Annotated in this window: 15 protein-coding genes and 1 riboswitch; of the genes, 4 read left to right on the top strand and 11 right to left on the bottom strand. The window is 46.6% G+C overall.

What is annotated here, in order from left to right:
• The first annotated feature begins 72 nt into the window (after positions 1 to 72).
• Together zwf and AYR61_RS05220 are read left to right on the top strand one after the other, a co-directional pair.
• Complete coding sequence (gene zwf / locus AYR61_RS05225; RefSeq protein WP_054712055.1) at positions 73 to 1545, top strand: glucose-6-phosphate dehydrogenase; 1473 nt, start codon at positions 73 to 75, stop codon at positions 1543 to 1545.
• Positions 1546 to 1913: 368 nt separating this feature from the next.
• Positions 1914 to 2411, top strand: a complete 498-nt coding sequence (locus AYR61_RS05220; RefSeq protein ID WP_056987144.1) for a DoxX family membrane protein — start codon at positions 1914 to 1916, stop codon at positions 2409 to 2411.
• A 762-nt stretch (positions 2412 to 3173) separates the two neighbouring features.
• Here AYR61_RS05220 and AYR61_RS05215 read toward each other — a convergent pair.
• The 4 genes from AYR61_RS05215 to AYR61_RS05200 are packed head-to-tail and all read right to left on the bottom strand — an operon-like array spanning position 3174 to position 6926.
• Positions 3174 to 4097: an ABC transporter substrate-binding protein gene (locus tag AYR61_RS05215; RefSeq protein ID WP_225356517.1), complete on the bottom strand. Its 924-nt coding sequence runs from the start codon at positions 4095 to 4097 to the stop codon at positions 3174 to 3176.
• Positions 4098 to 4147: 50 nt separating this feature from the next.
• Entirely contained in the window at positions 4148 to 5152 is a 1005-nt protein-coding gene (locus AYR61_RS05210; protein WP_054712051.1) for a FecCD family ABC transporter permease, read from the bottom strand.
• Complete coding sequence (locus AYR61_RS05205) at positions 5149 to 6126, bottom strand: FecCD family ABC transporter permease (RefSeq protein ID WP_065901978.1); 978 nt, start codon at positions 6124 to 6126, stop codon at positions 5149 to 5151. Before AYR61_RS05205 ends, AYR61_RS05210 begins: the two co-directional genes overlap by 4 nt.
• Positions 6123 to 6926 (bottom strand): ABC transporter ATP-binding protein, encoded by an 804-nt coding sequence (locus AYR61_RS05200; protein ID WP_065901977.1) that lies wholly within the window; start codon positions 6924 to 6926, stop codon positions 6123 to 6125. The genes AYR61_RS05205 and AYR61_RS05200 overlap by 4 nt, the downstream gene beginning before the upstream one ends.
• A gap of 753 nt (positions 6927 to 7679) precedes the next feature.
• Here AYR61_RS05200 and gndA point away from each other — a divergent pair.
• Entirely contained in the window at positions 7680 to 9116 is a 1437-nt protein-coding gene (gene gndA, locus AYR61_RS05195) for an NADP-dependent phosphogluconate dehydrogenase (RefSeq protein ID WP_065901975.1), read from the top strand.
• 52 nt (positions 9117 to 9168) lie between these two features.
• On the opposite strand, the gene cobT is transcribed toward gndA, so the two are convergent.
• From cobT to AYR61_RS05165, 5 genes are all read right to left on the bottom strand, one after another.
• Complete coding sequence (gene cobT / locus AYR61_RS05190) at positions 9169 to 10212, bottom strand: nicotinate-nucleotide--dimethylbenzimidazole phosphoribosyltransferase (protein WP_054712049.1); 1044 nt, start codon at positions 10210 to 10212, stop codon at positions 9169 to 9171.
• A 283-nt stretch (positions 10213 to 10495) separates the two neighbouring features.
• Entirely contained in the window at positions 10496 to 11077 is a 582-nt protein-coding gene (locus tag AYR61_RS05180; protein ID WP_082615606.1) for a VanZ family protein, read from the bottom strand.
• A 64-nt stretch (positions 11078 to 11141) separates the two neighbouring features.
• Positions 11142 to 11372 carry a hypothetical protein gene (locus AYR61_RS05175; RefSeq protein ID WP_054712043.1) on the bottom strand — a complete coding sequence of 77 codons (231 nt, stop codon included), beginning with the start codon at positions 11370 to 11372 and terminating at the stop codon, positions 11142 to 11144.
• Positions 11373 to 11467: 95 nt separating this feature from the next.
• Positions 11468 to 12109 carry an SDR family oxidoreductase gene (locus tag AYR61_RS05170; protein ID WP_054712041.1) on the bottom strand — a complete coding sequence of 214 codons (642 nt, stop codon included), beginning with the start codon at positions 12107 to 12109 and terminating at the stop codon, positions 11468 to 11470.
• Positions 12110 to 12832: 723 nt separating this feature from the next.
• A complete protein-coding gene (locus tag AYR61_RS05165) occupies positions 12833 to 13183 on the bottom strand; it encodes a hypothetical protein (RefSeq protein WP_065928618.1) in 351 nt (116 codons plus the stop codon).
• A gap of 147 nt (positions 13184 to 13330) precedes the next feature.
• A riboswitch (M-box (ykoK) riboswitch) is annotated at positions 13331 to 13496 on the top strand.
• 795 nt (positions 13497 to 14291) lie between these two features.
• On the opposite strand from AYR61_RS05165, the gene AYR61_RS05160 reads away from it, so the two are divergent.
• Positions 14292 to 14579: a putative quinol monooxygenase gene (locus tag AYR61_RS05160; RefSeq protein WP_054712037.1), complete on the top strand. Its 288-nt coding sequence runs from the start codon at positions 14292 to 14294 to the stop codon at positions 14577 to 14579.
• A gap of 229 nt (positions 14580 to 14808) precedes the next feature.
• Here AYR61_RS05160 and AYR61_RS05155 read toward each other — a convergent pair whose 3' ends face one another.
• Both AYR61_RS05155 and ltrA read right to left on the bottom strand, forming a co-directional pair.
• A complete protein-coding gene (locus AYR61_RS05155; RefSeq protein WP_054712058.1) occupies positions 14809 to 16104 on the bottom strand; it encodes a dicarboxylate/amino acid:cation symporter in 1296 nt (431 codons plus the stop codon).
• A gap of 307 nt (positions 16105 to 16411) precedes the next feature.
• Positions 16412 to 17794: a group II intron reverse transcriptase/maturase gene (gene ltrA / locus AYR61_RS05150; RefSeq protein WP_065901823.1), complete on the bottom strand. Its 1383-nt coding sequence runs from the start codon at positions 17792 to 17794 to the stop codon at positions 16412 to 16414.
• Positions 17795 to 18184: the final 390 nt, after the last annotated feature.

Below are 18184 nucleotides of genomic sequence, written 5' to 3'. Positions count from 1 at the left end.
GGTTCCACCATTATTCAACTGGATGCACCGATGATTACTACTTTATCTATTTCATTTAAGGAGTGAATTTTATTGGCTACTGAACGCACTTCACTATTTATCTTCTTTGGGGGTACTGGCGACCTAGCTTACCGTAAATTGTACCCATCAATGTTTAACCTATACAAAAAAGGAACGCTCCGTGAACACTTTGCTGTTATCGGGACTTCTCGTAACAAATTAACGGACCAAGCCTTCCAAGACGAAGTTCGCAAATCACTTGGCACTGCCAAGAGTGATAAGGAAGCTGAGAAGTTCATTTCTCACTTCTTCTACGAAGCGCACGATGTTACCGACAAGGAACACTATTCCGTATTGCGTGACCGAGCCAACGAACTCGACAAGCAATTCAAGTTACAAGGTAACCGGATCTTCTATCTGTCACTTGCACCTTCATTCTTCGGCACCGTTGCTGGCTACTTGAAGGAAACTGGTTTGACTGATAGCCAAGGCTTTGATCGTCTGATCATTGAAAAGCCATTCGGTCGTGACTTCGACTCCGCAAAACAATTAAACGATGCCTTATCTAAGTCCTTTGAAGAAGATCAGATCTTCCGGATCGACCATTATTTAGGTAAAGAAATGATTCAAAACATTGAAGCCGTTCGTTTCGGTAACACACTGGTTGAATCCCTTTGGAACAACCGTTACATCGACAACATCCAAGTCACTCTTTCAGAAAAGCTTGGGGTTGAAGAACGTGCATCATACTACGACAACTCAGGTGCTTTACGTGACATGGTGCAAAACCATATCATGCAGATCGTCAGCCTGTTAGCCATGGAACAACCAGTATCCTTTACTGACGTTGATATCCGGGCTGAAAAAGTGAAGGCTTTACGTTCGCTTCGGGTCTACAACGTTGCTGACGCCTCAACCAACTTCGTTCGTGGTCAATACGGTGCCGGCGATTCACAACGGGCTTACCGTGATGAGGACAATGTCCCTCACGATTCAACCAACGAAACGTTCGTTGCTGGTAAGTTGTTATTTGATAACTACCGGTGGTCAGGTACCCCATTCTACATCCGGACTGGTAAGATGTTAGCCGACAAGTTCACCCGTGTGGACGTTGTCTTCAAGAAGCCATTGATCGACATCTTCTCATTCCCACAGAACCACAACGCCCCATTGGAAGCCAACGTTTTGACGATGTACATCGAACCTAAGGCTGGGTTTACCTTGCGCTTAAACGCCAAGACAAACGGTCAAGGGTTCCAGACAACACCAATTAACTTGGACTACTTCGTGGACGACAAGGACTCAAAGGAAACGCCAGAACCATACGAACGTTTGCTGCACGATACCATGAAGGGTGACGGGACTAACTTTGCAAGCTGGTCAGAAGTTTCCTACGCATGGCGCTTCGTGGACCAAATTCGCAAAGTTTGGGATCTGCAACAACCAGAGTTCCCTAACTATACCCCAGGTTCAATGGGCCCAGCCGCAGCTGATGAATTGATTCAACGTGATCACCGTCAGTGGGTTTATCGCTTAAACAAGTAATCACTATTTGAAACGACAAAAGAGTTGTCTTCGGACAACTCTTTTTTTGTCCCCTTTTTTAAAAACCTATCTTGTGAAAAATACAACTACTTATACTCGACTTTAGCATTCTAAATTATTATCATCAAAATAAAATTTTAAAATGCTAAATATTTTTAATAAATAAACCGCTTACACAATTGTTAATAATACCCAACAGTCTGCTGAAATAACCTCGTTTAGTCTCTTTTAAATTAAGCCTAATTCTATGTTCAATCCATTTTTTCTTATAAGTGCTTAACTATTATAACGATTCTCATTTAATTATGATTGCTATTTCACAAGCCTAGAACTATACTTACTTTAGTTCAGGAAAAGGAGTGAGTAAAATGATTAAATGGTTACGAAAATCAACTTCCGGCATGGTCGTTGTCACGATTCTGCGATTATACCTTGGCATCGAATGGACGTTGGATGGCTTCGAGAAATTGACCAAGGGGTTTGATGCCTCAGGCTTTATCATGGGCGCGCTTAAAAATCCTGTGATGAATTCAACAGGTCATCCGGCATACCCGTGGTTTACCAGTTTCTTGAAGAGTGCCGTAAAACCGCACATTGGGGTCTTCAATTTCATTGTCCCATGGGGTGAATTACTGGTTGGTCTTGGCATTCTATTTGGCACCTTAACACTAACCGCTGCCTTCTTCGGTGTGATCATGAACCTTTGCTACCTGTTCGCCGGAACCGTCTCAGTCAACCCGCTATATTTAATTCTAGAATTTATTATTCTGGCGGCCGGCTTAAACGCAAGCAAAATTGGTTTGGATCGTTGGATCATCCCGTGGATGCGGAGTAAGTGGCCTTGGTTGAAGAGGTCGGTGCTGTAGAGAGAGTGGAACGAGGCGGTTAAGGGGCGGAGCGTAAGTAACTTTCGGCAGAAATGCCCGAACTTGGCATTTGTGCCGGAAGTTGCTTACGCAGTAGCCCCTTGCCTCGTGGAACTCGTTTAGGCAACGTTGCCCAGAAAGCAAAAGCCACAATATAAAAGCACCAGTCAGCATTTCACTTAGGAATGCTGACTGGTGCTTTTTCTGTTGTTAGATAACGTTGTGTTATTCAAACTTGAGCGATTTACAGATTGTTTTTTTAGCGCTCTGTTGGTGACGTGGTTCTATACCACTGAGTCGTTAAAATGTGGTCTGCAAGGTTCAACACTACTGCATAAACGCTAACTCTGGCAAAAACTCAATCGAACATTTTTGCCTCTGAGTGCTTGTGGCGACGTGTTTTGCCCTTCTCTAGTGGAAACGCGTTCCGCAAGGCTGAGGGCTACTGCATGAGCCAACTCTGGTAAAAATCTAAATCGAACATTTTTGCCTCTGAGTGCTTGTGGCGACGTGCTTTGCCCATATCTAGTGGAAACGCGTTCCGCAAGGCTGAGGGCTACTGCATGAGCCAACTCTGGTAAAAAACCAATCGAATATTTTTGACGCTGAGTGCTTGTGGCGACGTGCTTTGCCCATATCTAGTGGAAACGCGTTCCAGAAAACTGAGGGCTACTGTCTAAGCGACTCTGACACAAATGCCAAGTTCGGGCATTTCTGTCAGAGTCACTTAAACTCCGCCCTCAAACCGTTTTCTTCCACGCTCTATTTTACCATCGCATCCGTAATCAACTTCTCCTGCTGATAAACAGCATCCGGATCAAAGTAGTACATCTTATTAAACGGTAACTGAATCACATGCTTTGCCTTAACTGCGGCCAATTTCGTCCAGTATGGATTCGTCTTCAGATCCTGCAGCGTTGACTTATCCGCTGATGTATTCGTTGTTTGTGAGAAGAATAGCCAATCTGCTGAATATTTACCAACCGATTCCAGTGAGATCTGCTTATAGCCGGCACCCTTATCCAACGCTTTGAACGCTGCTGGCAGCTGGAAGTTCAAGCCGGTCGTCAGCGCTTCGCCACCACGGCCCCACTTAGCGCCATCCACGAAGAGTTTTCCATTTTGCAGATCGAACATGCCCACAGTCGTCTTGGCCGGGTCAATGCCCGCCTTCTTTAGTCGCGCCGTTTGCGTTGCAGTCTGTTTATTAAACTTCTTGATCCAGTTCTTCGCCTGGGTCTTTCGGTTCAAGATAGTCCCAAACTTCGTTGCCGTTTGTTTGATGTTGCCGGTACTGCCATAAGCGATATAAACAACCGGCGCGATCTTCTTCAACGCCTTCACATCAGCCTTATTACTCGTCACGATGAGGTCTGGCTTAAGTTTCAGAACGGCTTCTGGCTTCAGCGTCAGTCCAAGATTCTTGATCGACTTAGACGTCGTTTTTGAAATGTAGGGACTAGCCAAGTCGGTTGATGTTGCTCCAACGACCTTACCGCCAAGAGATAACACATCACCAGTATAGACATTGGTCACGATACGTTTGGGATGCTTTGGCACCTTCACTGACCCGTCACTCGTTTTGACGACCCGAGTTGAACTGGATTTCCTAGAAGAGCTAGACTTGCTTGAGCTGCATCCAACAAGCAACACTGCACTCAATGCGATTCCTAACACTGCAATCATGGTTCGTTTAAACTGTTTCATCAACTATCACCCACCCAAATTTATAAGTTTTAAACATGTCGTTTTTGGAAAAATAGCAAGTAAATAAAGTACGGCATGGTTATCATTGCGACAATCAATCCCACGGGCAAGGTCACCTTGCCAAACCCGTTGTTGGCGATCACGTCAGCGACCACCATGATCAGCGTTCCAATCAACCAGCTTAACGGCAATTGCAATCGTGGCCTGGCCCCAACCAGTCGTTTGGCAATGTTTGGCGCCATCAGCCCAACAAAGCTGATCGCACCGCCCACCGAAACGGCCACGGTGGTCAACCCTATTGCCAGCAGCATCAACAAGCGCTGGGCTAACTTAACGTTGACCCCGATAGCCTTAGCCATTTCTTGTCCCAGCGTTAACCCGCTTAAAAGACGAAGCGCGCACACGGTACACACCAGCAAAATGAGATACAGCCAGAAATACCGCATCAAAAAACCCATGTCGGTATCCCAGAAGCTCCCGCTCAACCAAATCAAGGCTTCTTCAAAATCAAACTGGTTTAGCTGTAGCTGAATCAGTAAAATAATCCCATTTAGAACGGACGTGAGCGCGACCCCGCCTAGTAAAACGCGCGTTGCCGACCCTTGCCGGTTCACGAAAAAAACGAGCGAGGCGCTCAGGAGTGCCCCGAGTAATACGACCAGCGCTAGACCATTATCCGAATAGTGAAAATGGTAAACACCACTCGCACCGATCAACAGCACGGCACCTAAACTGGCGCCAGCGTTAATCCCGAGAATACTGCTGTCGGCCAGCGGATTCCGGGTCAGCGTTTGCAGGATCATGCCGCTGATAGCCAACGCACCGCCCGTAATAACCGCCGCTAACAGGTGCGGCATCCGTAGCTGCCACACCACGAACCATGCGGTTTGGTCTGGGGCAATATCAAAGACCGCCCGCAAGGTTTCAATGAGGCCTAGATGAATGTCACCCGTCGATAACTGCCAAAGGATAGCTGCAATCAAAAGCAGTATCGCGGCCATGAAGCTCACTGTCGTTTTTACCGAACGCGTCATTCACGGATCACCCGCTCTCCAAAGGCAACAATGCCAAACAGGAAGCAGCCGCCAATGATCGCACTCAGCGCAGCCAGCGGTAATTCCGTCCCCGGCACCACCGTCTTCGCAACCAGATCAGCCAATGCCATAAAAATCGCACCACCGGTCATGGTCAGCGACAGATTTTGTTTGAACGACCCCGGCCACAACCCATTGATCAGCTGTGGAATCCCGAGGCCGACAAACCCAATGTTGCCCGCAACAGCCACGCTGGCACCCGTGGCACAAACGATCAGCACCGTTGCCACGACCCAGAGGTGGCCCTGAGCCACCCCAAGGCCACGTGACGTCTGCTGATCCAGAGCCATAACCGTAAATCCGGAACGAAAACAAAATGCCAACCCGCCAACGAGAATGAACACCCCGGCAAGCAAAATAACTTGGTTGTAGCCGACACCGCTAAACCCGCCAATCAGCAGGTTACGAAACGCCTGCGTTGTGTTCGTCACGATACTGACGGCGTACGAAATGCAGCTGATAAACCCTGAAAAAACAGTCCCGCCAAGTAATAATCGCAACGGATCAATACCGTTATGTGAAACGGACAGCAGCATCACGACAGCGAAAGCGACAACGGCACCGATAAGTCCAAGCACCACCGAATGTCCTATCGTCAACGAAACCCCACTAACGCCACCGATGATAAGCGCCAGCGTCGCCCCGGAATTGATTCCGAGAATCGATGGATCAGCAATCGGATTATGCGAAATGGTTTGCAACAATAGCCCGCTCACTGCAAGCAGCGCGCCAACCATAAGCGCACACAAAGTTCGCGGCAGCCGCATTTGCCACAAAACGGTGCTTGTGAGTTTAGCCGGTGACTGAAACAGCGTTGTGATGGCAAACCATTTTGGCCCGCCAAGTAAGTTTAAACCGGTACTGAACACCAATAAGATCAGCAGGATGGCAAGGCCGACACGACGCGATCTCATGAGTTGACCACCGCAGCCAGCGGATGGCAATTTGTGAGTTGCGGCCGGTGTTCGTCATTGTCGTAAACAATATCGGCAGACACGTGAAACTCTTGACGCAATAGTGCCGGCGTGATGACGTCTTCAGGTGCGCCAACCGCCTTGACCGTCCCGTCAAACATGCAGATCAACTGGTCACAGTAGTAAGCGGCCTGATTGAGGTCATGCAGCACCAACACCACGGTCTTGTGGTACTGCCGGTTCAATACCCGTAACAGCGCCAGTGTTTCCAATTGGTTGGTCAAATCTAAATATGTAGTGGGTTCATCCAACATCATGATGGGGCTGTCTTGCGCCAGGGTCATGGCGATAAATGCCCGTTGGCGCTGACCACCTGATAGGTCGGCAACTAGGTGGTCTCGATAGTCTGTCAGATGGACGGTTTGAATCGCTTGGGCAACAGAATTGCGATCTTTCGGGTTCAGCCATCGAAACCCGTGGCTATGACAATAACGGCCAAAACTGACCAGTTCATGCACTGTGATGCCATCCGGGGCAACTGGGTGCTGAGCTAAGAAAGCGACCTTCTGCGCCCGTTTTTTGGCTGATAGTTGCAGTAACGGGTGCCCTTGTAACATCACTTCACCGCTCATGGGTGTCTCAAAACCGTTGAGCACATTTAACAAGGTCGACTTACCACTGCCGTTAGGGCCGATTAACCCAGTCACTACCCCGTCTTGTACCGCTATGTTCTGATCTTTAATGATGCATTGATGCCCGTATCCAGCCGATAAGTGTGTTGCCGAAATAATGGTGTTCATGATGTGCCGCTCCTTTCTAAAAATTAGGATTTAGTGAGATTGTGTTAATTTTGGTTTTAAGTATAGCGCAATTAATGGTAGATTTGGACCGTTTTATGCAAATACTACTATTTTCGGGCATTACCCTATATACAAATGGAATATTTTATATTGACTGTTGGCGTTATGCCAACATAGTCTGCACTTCCTGCTGGTAATACTGACTTTTTTCCTGATGACCTTCAATGGAAATAAACTGCCGCTGCATTGTGGCAATCAGCAGTACTCATTGATACTGCATCATAGTCTTATCCTGTAACCTATTAATTGGTGGCGGTTACTGATGTGCACGATGGCCATCCATTCGAGAGCTGTGCAGCAGAAATCGCATTAGCTTCATCGCAAGCCACCACTGTGGCGTCCCAAATTGCTGAATGTAACGGACTGAGAACCTGAATACAAACGCTTCTTTCTATTAAATCACTACCCAACATTCTCATTTAATATGTCTATCGATCATCACAATCTCGTCAATTGTGAATGAAAATGACACCTGTTCAACAGAAATATTTCCCGTTTAATTGCCAGAGATATAGCATTCTTTTCAATTACTTAAAAACTATGAAAACGCCCCCACCACTTGCTTTATGAAAGTTGACTGAGGAATAATTGGCTTAAATGTGACCTTTTTACTTCACAAACAAATTGTGAAATGTTAAACTATTTGCGTAGTAAAAACTAAAACTAAAATTTTTATCTAAAGGAAGGTTTGTAATGGCTGAGAAATTAGCAAACATTGGTGTTGTTGGTATGGCTGTTATGGGTAAGAACTTAGCCCTTAACATTGAAAGCCGAGGCTTTACCGTTGGTATCTACAACCGTTCTGCTTCAAAGACAGACCAAGTAATGAAAGATCACAGTGAAAAGAAGCTTATCCCAAGCCACACTGTTGAAGAATTTGTGAACTCTTTGGAAACACCACGTCGGATTCTCTTGATGGTTAAGGCTGGTGCCCCAACTGATGCCGTTATTGATGAATTACTCCCATTGCTCGACAAGGGTGACGTGCTGATCGATGGTGGGAACACAAACTTCCACGATACGATGGCGCGTAACGCTAAGCTCGACAAGTCCGGTATCAACTTTATCGGCATGGGCGTTTCCGGTGGTGAATTAGGTGCCCTTCAAGGTCCTTCACTGATGCCCGGTGGCCAAAAAGAAGCTTACGACTTAGTTGAACCAATCTTGACACAAATTGCTGCCAAGGCTGACCAAGACGGCAAGCCATGTGTTACTTACATTGGGCCAAACGGTGCCGGTCACTACGTTAAGATGGTGCATAACGGTATCGAATACGGTGATGAAGAGCTGATCGACGAATCATACAACATCATGCGTAACGTCCTTGGCCTTTCAGTTGATGAAATGGCTGACACCTTTAAGGAATGGAACAAGGGTGAATTGGACAGCTACTTAATTGAAATCACTGCTGACATCTTGACTCATAAAGATGACCTTGGCGCTGACAAGACGAAACCAATTGTTGACATGATCTTAGACCGTGGGAACAACAAGGGGACTGGTAAGTGGAGTTCAGAAGATGCATTGAACGTCCAAGTTCCACAATCCGTTATCACTGAAGCCGTTTACGCCCGTTACATCTCAATGATGAAGAACGAACGTGTTGCTGCTTCTAAAGTCTTGGCTGCCCCTAAGGCACAAGAAGAAATCGGCGACAAGACCGAAATGGTCGAAAAGATCCGTGAAGCTTTGTACTTCAGTAAGATCATGAGTTACGCTCAAGGTTTCGAACAATTACGGTTCGCTTCCGAAGCCTACGATTGGGACTTACAATACGGTGAATTAGCTCAGATCTGGCGTGCCGGTTGTATCATCCGTGCCCGTTTCTTGCAAAACATCACCGATGCTTACGACAAGAAGCCAGACTTGACGAACTTGCTCTTGGACGACTACTTCAAGGACATCGCCGCTAAGTACCAAGAATCAACCCGTGAAGTTGTTGCCTTAGCTGTTAAGATGGGTGTTCCAGTACCATCATTCAGTGCCGCAATCACTTACTACGATTCATATCGTTCAGAAGTCTTGCCAGCTAACTTGCTGCAAGCCCAACGTGACTACTTCGGTGCACACACTTACGAACGTACCGACCGCGAAGGTAACTTCCACTACACTTGGTATGAAGAACAATAAATCGCTATCTGATTTCAAAAAGCTCAGCGCTTGCGCTGGGCTTTTTTCGTGCCTATTTCACGTACCGGATATCCAATTCTGCTAAGGTATTCATATTTTCCAAAATTGACTGCATCGAATCGATCAATCCCAGCGAGATAACGGCGCCGCTCCCCTCGCCAACCGCCATATTGAGATCCAGCAACGGGGTTAATCCTAGCCAATTAAGGGCCTTTTGCGAGCCGATTTCACGTGAGAAATGCGAGGCCACTAGATAGTCAGTGATTCCAGGAACCAGCCGTTCTGCCAGGACCGCGGCCGAATAAGAAATGAACCCGTCCAGAATCAGCGGTGTTTTATTTTCGGCGGCACAGATCATTGCGCCCACCTTGGCACCGATCTCAAAACCGCCAACTTTCGCTAGAACGTCCACCGCATCCGTTGCATCAGGTTGCCAGTCCCTAATGGCCTGATTGACCACAGCCGTTTTATGTGCCAACCGTTTATCGGAAATGATCGACCCGCGCCCGACCACCTCTTCGGCCGGAACACCTAAGATCACACTGATAATAGCCGACGCCGGTGTTGTGTTGCCCATCCCTAGCTCACCGACTAGCAACAGATCGTTGCCCGCTGCAATTGCCTGTTGGGCAACATTGTAACCAGCACGAATCGATTGCACCGCTTCGTCACGCGTCATTGCGGGTTCGTTGACCATGTTCTTGGTGCCCATCACAATCTTTTTATCGATCACACCCGTTCCGCTGAGGTCGTAGTCCACGCCAACATCGATGACCTTCACGTCACAGTTATTGGCCTTTGCCAGTGCCGCAACCGTGGTATGCCCCGCAAGTGTATTGATTGCCTGTTGCCACGTCACCTTTCGCGGTGTGGCTGAAACACCAGCGCGTTCGACCCCGTGGTCAGCCGCAAAGACCAGACAACACCGGTGTTTAGTGCGTAAATTCGTGGTTTGCTCAATGCCCGCGATCCGCACTGCCATTGCCTCTAATTTACCCAATCCGCCGACTGGCTTCGCTAACCCATTGATCTTCGTTTGCATCGCGTCACGACATTCCTGTGAAATGCCGCCAAGGTGTGGTTTCATCGTTTGCATGGCACTCGACTCCCTTTTTCGAAATGATGTTACCCTTATAGTACGCGTCATTCTTCACATGATGAGGAAAGGTGACAAGAAGCTCGTAATCACTTGGCCAGACCATAAAATAGCAGTCGCAATGTTTGATTATTTTGCGATGTGTGATAATTGTGCCTGGCTATCAGTGGTGAAGCAGGCCAAACGCTAACACCGGCCAAAGCACCCTGTATTTTTGTCAGCCTAACCAATGTTTTCAAATAAGGTCAGTCCACACAAAAACGGCTCAAAGATCAGAAGATCTCTAAGCCGTTTTTTTAACTGTTCTTAGTGCGTGTGGCCTAACTTTGAAGAAATGAATCAGTATCTTAAATGGTGTCCGAGAAAACAATGCTACCGCGGCATAGCCGACCATCAAGCCCGCCGCATTGGTGATAACGTCGTTGATATCGACCCAACGTTCCAAGTGAACGCCCCAGTCAAGACAAAATTGCGTGCCTTCGATGGTCAGCCCTAACAAAATACCGGCTACAACCACTTTCCAGGCCTTTAACGGCTTCCACAGGGCCAGATAGACACCTAATGGCACCGTCATGAGGATGTTCAGGTAGAAGTCTAGAGACATGCCCTGAAAGGCCCTAAAGTTCATCGGCACTGGTCCAAACCAGACCGGCGTTAGCGTTGGCACCCCGTAATTGTACGCGGTGGGTGTCAGCGTTAAGAAGCCTAAAACGGCCATGTACACGCCGAAGCTCACGATCGTGATCATTTCTCCTGCTGTGCGCTTAGTACTCGTCAGCTGACCCAGCCAGACCATGAGGGCAAATAGCGCGACTAAATAGGGAATCCATTGGTAAAATACGGTCATTGCATCATCTCGTTTCATAGTGTAGTTGGGTATTTAAAAACACAGGCAACACGCCTTCGTGACGTGTCCCTGTGCCGGTTCGTTACTGTCTTGTTTGACCACCATGCGCAAGGCCCACAAGTTGGCGGGTCAAGTTCGCGCGAACAACTTCCCACTGTGACTGCTGTTGATAAGCAGCCGCAACTTCAGCGATAATCTCGCGCTCCATCTGAAACGATGGTAATCGCATCACGACCGCTGGTGCTGCTAAAAGTGGTGTTGGCCGGTAGTCTAATAGATCAACTTGATGTGGTTCCAGTAGTAGCTGAGTCATTGATATCAACCTCCAGTTTAGAAAACTGACTGTCTGATCTACAATATTTGCCTATAGTTTATCAAATTCTCAGCACAGCGTCACTGATAAGGCCCTTATACCCGACGAAGTGCGTCACTGATTGGGACTGATCCGGTAATCATCGGCACAGTTTTCCCAATCGTCTCGGGGATCGTCAGCGCTGCTACTGCGGCACTCGCCACATCTTCACGAGCTATACTACCACTGGTAATGCCATCGGTGTTGATTGCACCGGTACCTTTATCAAATATTAAGGCACCCGGTTCAATAATCGTGTAGGCCAAGGTCGTCCGGTGACGCAGCCAGTCATCCGCATAAAATTTAGCTGCATAGTACGGTTTAATGGTTTCTGACCACCGGTTACGATCTTCAGCAAACTGGGCGCTAATGAGTATAAATCGATTACTAGCGGCAATCTCTGCGGCCTGCATACTCTTTACGGCACCATCAAGGTCCACTAGTAGTGTCATGTCATTCCCGGTCTTTCCACCAGACCCAGCAGCAAAGATCACGGCATCAAAACCATCCAATGTAACCCCCATTTGTTCGGGACGGTCAAGCAGGTCAAAATGGGTGGTTTGAACACCTAGATCCTCAAAAAACAGCGCCTGATCCGGGTGGCGGATACCGGCGACGACTTTGTGTTTACTGGCAGCTAACTGTTCCACGATCAGCCGGCCAACCTGCCCATTTGCCCCAATTACAAATACTTTCATTTTAAAACCAGCCTTTTCTTCAATGTCTCAACTTAAGGTGCACTCATCTTTAAATGTCATGGACAGTAAAAAATTAAGCCAAAAGTGAACGCAATTTATTGCCTAAAAACGTATCGGCACTAGTCAATGAATCACGTCAGGCCACGGTTTAAAGGCATTCCTATCCATGATACCCAACTCACAACTATTAAGCAACTGACGCTCAAAAATACCGGTTATTTTTCAATTTAAGAATGCTTAAGCTTCATTTAAGGTAATCGAAGTATTCTAATAACCGTAGTAATCAATAACTACTACATTCCTTTAATCATAAAGAGTATCGGTTTACTAGGCAAATCCGACCTCTTATTTATCCAATTCTCCCCTACAATTGGATCTAATCTACTTTTCAACCCCAATAAAAAACGTCCACTTAGCGGTGGTCGTTTTTTGTGCAGAGTGTGAAGCAAGGCGGGTTTAGGGGCGGCCATGCTGAACACGTTTAGGCTACGTACAAAGGGAGCGCGGTAGCAATAACCACTCAGTTGCCAAAACTCAGAAATGTCCGAGCCTGACTTTTTGACCAGAGTTCCTTGCACGTCAGCCTCGTACTGAACACATTTAGGCTACGTATAAAGGGAGCGCAGTAGCAATAATTTCTCGGTTGCCAAACCCCTAGCAACCAAAAAAGACAGCCCAAGTCTTCCCCCCAAGCTGCCTCATTAATCTAACGCCAAAAGACGGCTAAAGCCCCTTTTGAATCTGGTCATACTGTGTTTGATACCATGCTTCATATGTTGTATCGGCAAGGGCACCATTTTCCAAAAATGAGAGGTTAAAGGCTGCCAATACTTTACCTAATAAATGATTATCGTTTTCGAGTAAAAAGTCTTGTAACTCTTCTGGTTGCAAGCTTCGATTATCCTGAATGTCGTGGTTGAGTTGCTCAACTTCGTATTGAATTGGAAAATTAGCAATAATTTCCAAGTTGTTTCCCTTAAATTCCTTTAAATAAAAGTTACAAAAGTCGGTTACGGCTCGTTGTTTTGCGGAATCACTCAATTCATCAAAAACAACAACACCTGATTGTGCCACAATGATCACTCCTTTTAAATTTACCAGCAGTAAAATCCGCTCACCTCCAGTATAGTGCTTTTTAGTGAAAATAGTAAGAAGTCCGACACCTACAGGGCTTTTGCCTTGCTACAAAGTTATTTTTTAGCTATAATAAAAGATGGAAATTGAAGAAGCCGTTAGGTGAGGCTCCTATACGGAAAACGCTACTGCTCAGAAACGTCGAAAAACGCCAATGAGTCAGCTGTCCGAGTTAAAAAAAGGCTCGGTCTAATGTAGCTGTTATCTGATAACTACGCCGTATAGTGCTAAAGCTCAACGATTGGCTAACGACCCTTATGGGGTTATTTAATGATGCGATCTTAAACGACGCTCAGCCAATCAGTTGGCTGAGCGTTTTTTGCACCTAACGCACGAGTTCGCATTGGAGGTGAGATTTATGACAACAGAACCATATGATCCTGGAGCGTCGTCATCTGACGCGCACGTGGGAAAGCGAGTCGCCGTAAACCATCACCAATGTGATTGGGTCGCGTAGATCACTGACGATCATCTACGCCGACGTTTGCTTTCCCGCCTACCAGTATGATGTTTAAACTGGTCGTGCAAAGTGAAAGACTTTTATCATTTCGTGGCTGCCGTTGCATGCAGCCGACAGCGAAATTCTCGTTTATAACCGTTAGTCTTAACTGATCGCACATCCGATTGAATGGGAAAGCAAGAGTTAGCAGCACTCAGTCTCGGCAACGACACCCAAATTAAGATGGTGACTCATCACTTGGGGTCAGTAGATGTATCAGGGCTTCACTGCAAAGGGAACTTTGTGGGGAGATTGGTTTGTGCCCTAATCTTAGCAAGCAACTGCTTAAGGAATACCAATTTAAAACATCATAAACACAAATACTATAACGCTTTGACTTATCTGAACAGATGCGTTGGCAACCATAGCCTGATGGGAATCAGCCTCAGTTTGCACGCATCATGGATAAGCGAGGCACCATTAAGTCACACATGCAACAGCGCGTTGAGATTACGATATCTTGACGCGCTTTTTCTTTGTCCACCCTAGTTCTAATTCGGCGTGCTATACTCTTATTAAGCATCACGATTACAATTTAGGAGGATCACTATGAAAGTCATTAACGTCGAATTAACAGTAAAACCAGGCCAACAATCAGCCTATGAAGCCTTTATCGCTGAACTCGTTGCCGGTTCTCGCGCTGAAGCGGGCAAAGTCAGTTACAACCACTTTAAGAAGGTGGATGCAGACAACGAATATGAAATCATCGAGCATTGGCAAGACGCTGCAGCGGTTGAAAGCCACAATGGTACCCCGCACTTCCAAAAGTTTCTGGCTGAAATTGGTAACTACCTCACTAAAGATCCAGTGATTATTCGAATGGATTACGATGACTAGAGCGTGAAGCAAGGCGTTTTAGGGGCGGTGTGTAACGGAGGCTGACTGAAAAGTCTGGGTCTGACTTTTTGGTCAGCCTCCGTTACACGTTAGCCCCGTGCCTTGCTGAACGCGTTTCAGCAAAGCAGCCAATAAAGCCAAAACAAAAAAAGCCCCCAGACCAAATTCCATTTTGGAGTGATAGTCTGAGGGCTTTTAATCTGACCTCAGCGACACACTGAGTCAGTCGTTATTCTGTTACTGTCTTTTTATGATCAAACGTCGCCGCAAATTGCTTTGACTGATCCTCGTCAAATTCCTTTTCTGATTTAGCAATCACCACGGAGGCTAAGGAGTTCCCGACCACGTTGACCGCAGTTCGGCCCATATCAACTAGTCGGTCGATACCGGCAATGAAGGTCAGGCCAGCCATTGGAACGCCAATTGTGGAGATAGTGGCTAGCAGAACCACGAATGAGGCCCCTGGGACGCCCGCCATCCCCTTTGAGGTGATCATTAGGACAACTAGCAAGGTAATTTGTTGCCCGATGCTAAGGTGAATATGGTACGCCTGAGCAAGGAACAGGGCTGCCAATGATTGGTAAATTGCAGAACCATCTAAGTTGAAGGTATACCCAGTCGGAATGACAAACGATACAATCCCTTGGCTCACACCAAATTTGTCCATTTTATCGATAATCTTTGGCAATGCCGCTTCAGAGCTAGCGGTTGAGAATGCCAAGATCACTTCGTCCTTGATGACTTTCAGCAGTGTGAAAATATTGAGGTGAACGGCTCGTGCTACGAGTCCCATAACGACTAAAATGAACACCAACATTGTGGCATATGCCAAAACGATGAAGTACCCCAATGGTGCCAATGCGGAAAGCCCCATTTGGGCAACCGTAACGCCAATTAAGGCACATACCCCAATTGGCGCAACGTGCATGACCCAGTTTGTCACCTTAAACATAACTTCAGAAATGGCCTGCAAGAAATCGATAATGATCTGGCCTTGCTTACCGATTGCCGCAGTTCCTAACCCGAAGAATACCGAGAAGAAAATAACTGGCATCATGTCACCCGTACTCAAGGATGAGAAAATATTAGTTGGAATGATGCCCATGATTGTCGACCATAGACCACTGTTATGTTTTGCCTGGTTCGCAGTATGCACATACTGACTAATATCTTGAGAATGTAATGAGTGGATATTGATGAAGTCACCTGGATGAAAAATATTGGCAACCACAAGGCCAAGAATGATGGCCACCGTTGTCATTAATTCAAAGTAAATAAGCGTTTTACCGCCAATTCGGCCTAACTTTTTGATATCACCCATATTCGCAATACCAACGGTCAAGCATGATACCACAATGGGTAACACGATCATTTGAATCAAACTGATGAACATGGTCCCAATATTTTGCATCGCAGTGATTGCAGTCTTGTTTTGGTAGAAGACCACACCTAATATAATACCCAAAACTAACCCAATCAAAATCTGCCAACCTAATGTCAGCCGATAACGTCGATAACGTTTCATCATCTATGCCCCTCAATCTCATAATTATTAAAACTGCCTTTACCATTTTAGCATATTCTCACTAAAAGAACCCGTTCAATTGAATACTGTCCGATTTTTGAAGTTAAATCCGAACACTCTGTTGTTTTTTAGACAATTGTTCGTTTCGGTTTGAAATTGGTTCACAGGTCGGTTTGAGACTGGTTTTCAGGGACTACTGCGTCATCAATCGGATTGAGATGCAATCGAGTAGGAGGTAATTGATTAATTCAATTACCGACCTCTCACACCACCGTACGTACGGTTCCGTATACGGCGGTTCAATAATTTAAGCACTTTGTATTGACTGGAGTGTCTTGCTCATATTGATGAGTCCAAGGCGTTCCAGTCTTTTGTTTGTCAGAGTATAGGTCAATGTCTTGCTATGCGCAGTTCGCCAATAACCCTTACGGGTATTGGCCATTGTATAAGCACTGGTGCCAGAAAGCCCCAGTTTTACAAGATGATTGACCTTTGTTTTGAGCTTCTTCCACTGTTTCCAAATATACTGGCGAATCCTTGCTCGCAACCATTCGTCTAAGTGACGGATAAAATTGGTCATTTTCCCGACCGAATAGTACTGTAACCACCCACGCATCTTTTGATGAATCTCGTTAAACGCCAGGTTTAACGAAACGCCCCGATTGCGCTTGGTCATTTTCCTGAGTGCAGACTTGATGCGTTGCTTGGCCTGCCAAGCAGGTCGCGCATACGCACCTCCTCGACCAACCCCCAAGGAAAATCCCAGGAACTTGGCCCGCAGAGGCGAACTTACTGATGTCTTGTCCTCATTGAAGGTGACCTTTAGGTCGCCTTCAAGAAAGCGAGTAACATTAGTCAGAACCCGTTCTCCAGCACGTTTGCTTCGGACATAAATATTACAATCGTCCGCATAGCGGACAAACTTATGACCTCTGGAAGTTAACAGCTTATCCAGTTCGTTGAGATAAATGTTAGCCAAAAGTGGCGATAAGGGGCCACCTTGAGGGGTGCCTTTATCACTTCGTTCAAATAGACCACCATTCATGACACCGCTGGTTAGGAAGCGACGAATGAGATGCAGTATCCATGGATCCGTAATATACTGCTCAATAAATTTAATAAGCAGATCGTGGTTGACCGTATCGAAGTATGCTTTTAAATCGAGATCCACGACATAGTGATAGCCCTGATTGTAGAACTGAACCACTCTATCAATGGCATCTTTAGCACTTCGATTCGGTCGGAACCCAAAACTATTATCTGAGAAGACACGCTCAAATGTTGGCACCATGACTTGCGCCATGGCTTGTTGAACAAGTCGGTCAATCACAGTTGGTATTCCGAGCTTGCGTTTACCACCATTAGGTTTTGGAATTTCAACCCGCTTAACGGGACGAGGCCGATAGGTCTCGTTTTGTAAAGCTTGCAGTAATTCCTGTTTATGTTTCCTCAAGTAGGGCAACAGTTCGTCAACGGTCATTCCGTCTAGTCCTGCTGCACCTTTGTTTCTGCAGACGCGAAGATAAGCCTCGTTCAGGTTATTTCGGTCTAAGACTAACTCTTGAAACTTAGTGCCGTTCATCATCGTATTTTCACCAGAGTCAGTGCTACGCACCCCGACTTGTTCTTGGGCTTCCAGTCCTACTGTCCGCCGGCGGTCAGCTTTTTCTGTATTCTGCGGTTGTTGCACTGTCTCCACCTCCAATATCAATGATGACCTATTATTGTTCAGCCCTTCGTGGCAGATACCACTACTATGGCCTCGGCTGACTCCTGTATCGTTCTGCACCACATCACTGCGATGTTTGTTCCTGTGGCGCTTAGCGCGCCTCTTGTCGGGAACGTACGATACAGGCCTCCCCGGGTAAGAACGCCCACTTTCGTACCATGTCATTGCCAGCTTTACTGCGATGGCCTCGAGTAGTATTGGACTTTGGTTTGTTTGGCAACCTCGTCCGACCAACACAGCCTTATAGCTGATTCTTGTACATCAATGCGGTACTTTGTCGCCGACTTCCTTCAGATTCCACCTCACGATGGACACCCTTGTCATTGACTTGCGGTTCCGACTACTACGGCC

It is taken from the genome of Secundilactobacillus paracollinoides, from assembly GCF_001702155.1.
Lineage (GTDB): Bacteria > Bacillota > Bacilli > Lactobacillales > Lactobacillaceae > Secundilactobacillus > Secundilactobacillus paracollinoides.
Note: the sequence above shows the minus strand (reverse complement) of the source record. Positions and strands in the feature narration are given on the sequence as shown.

Coding starts and splice junctions, on each gene's coding strand:
- AYR61_RS05205 (WP_065901978.1), bottom strand. CDS start 6,126: ATGAGATCGCGTCGTGTCGGCCTTGCCATCCTGCTGATCTTATTGGTG.
- AYR61_RS05215 (WP_225356517.1), bottom strand. CDS start 4,097: ATGATTGCAGTGTTAGGAATCGCATTGAGTGCAGTGTTGCTTGTTGGA.
- AYR61_RS05180 (WP_082615606.1), bottom strand. CDS start 11,077: ATGAAACGAGATGATGCAATGACCGTATTTTACCAATGGATTCCCTAT.
- AYR61_RS05160 (WP_054712037.1), top strand. CDS start 14,292: ATGAAAGTCATTAACGTCGAATTAACAGTAAAACCAGGCCAACAATCA.
- gndA (WP_065901975.1), top strand. CDS start 7,680: ATGGCTGAGAAATTAGCAAACATTGGTGTTGTTGGTATGGCTGTTATG.
- AYR61_RS05220 (WP_056987144.1), top strand. CDS start 1,914: ATGATTAAATGGTTACGAAAATCAACTTCCGGCATGGTCGTTGTCACG.
- AYR61_RS05210 (WP_054712051.1), bottom strand. CDS start 5,152: ATGACGCGTTCGGTAAAAACGACAGTGAGCTTCATGGCCGCGATACTG.
- AYR61_RS05170 (WP_054712041.1), bottom strand. CDS start 12,109: ATGAAAGTATTTGTAATTGGGGCAAATGGGCAGGTTGGCCGGCTGATC.
- cobT (WP_054712049.1), bottom strand. CDS start 10,212: ATGCAAACGATGAAACCACACCTTGGCGGCATTTCACAGGAATGTCGT.
- AYR61_RS05175 (WP_054712043.1), bottom strand. CDS start 11,372: ATGACTCAGCTACTACTGGAACCACATCAAGTTGATCTATTAGACTAC.
- AYR61_RS05200 (WP_065901977.1), bottom strand. CDS start 6,926: ATGAACACCATTATTTCGGCAACACACTTATCGGCTGGATACGGGCAT.
- AYR61_RS05155 (WP_054712058.1), bottom strand. CDS start 16,104: ATGAAACGTTATCGACGTTATCGGCTGACATTAGGTTGGCAGATTTTG.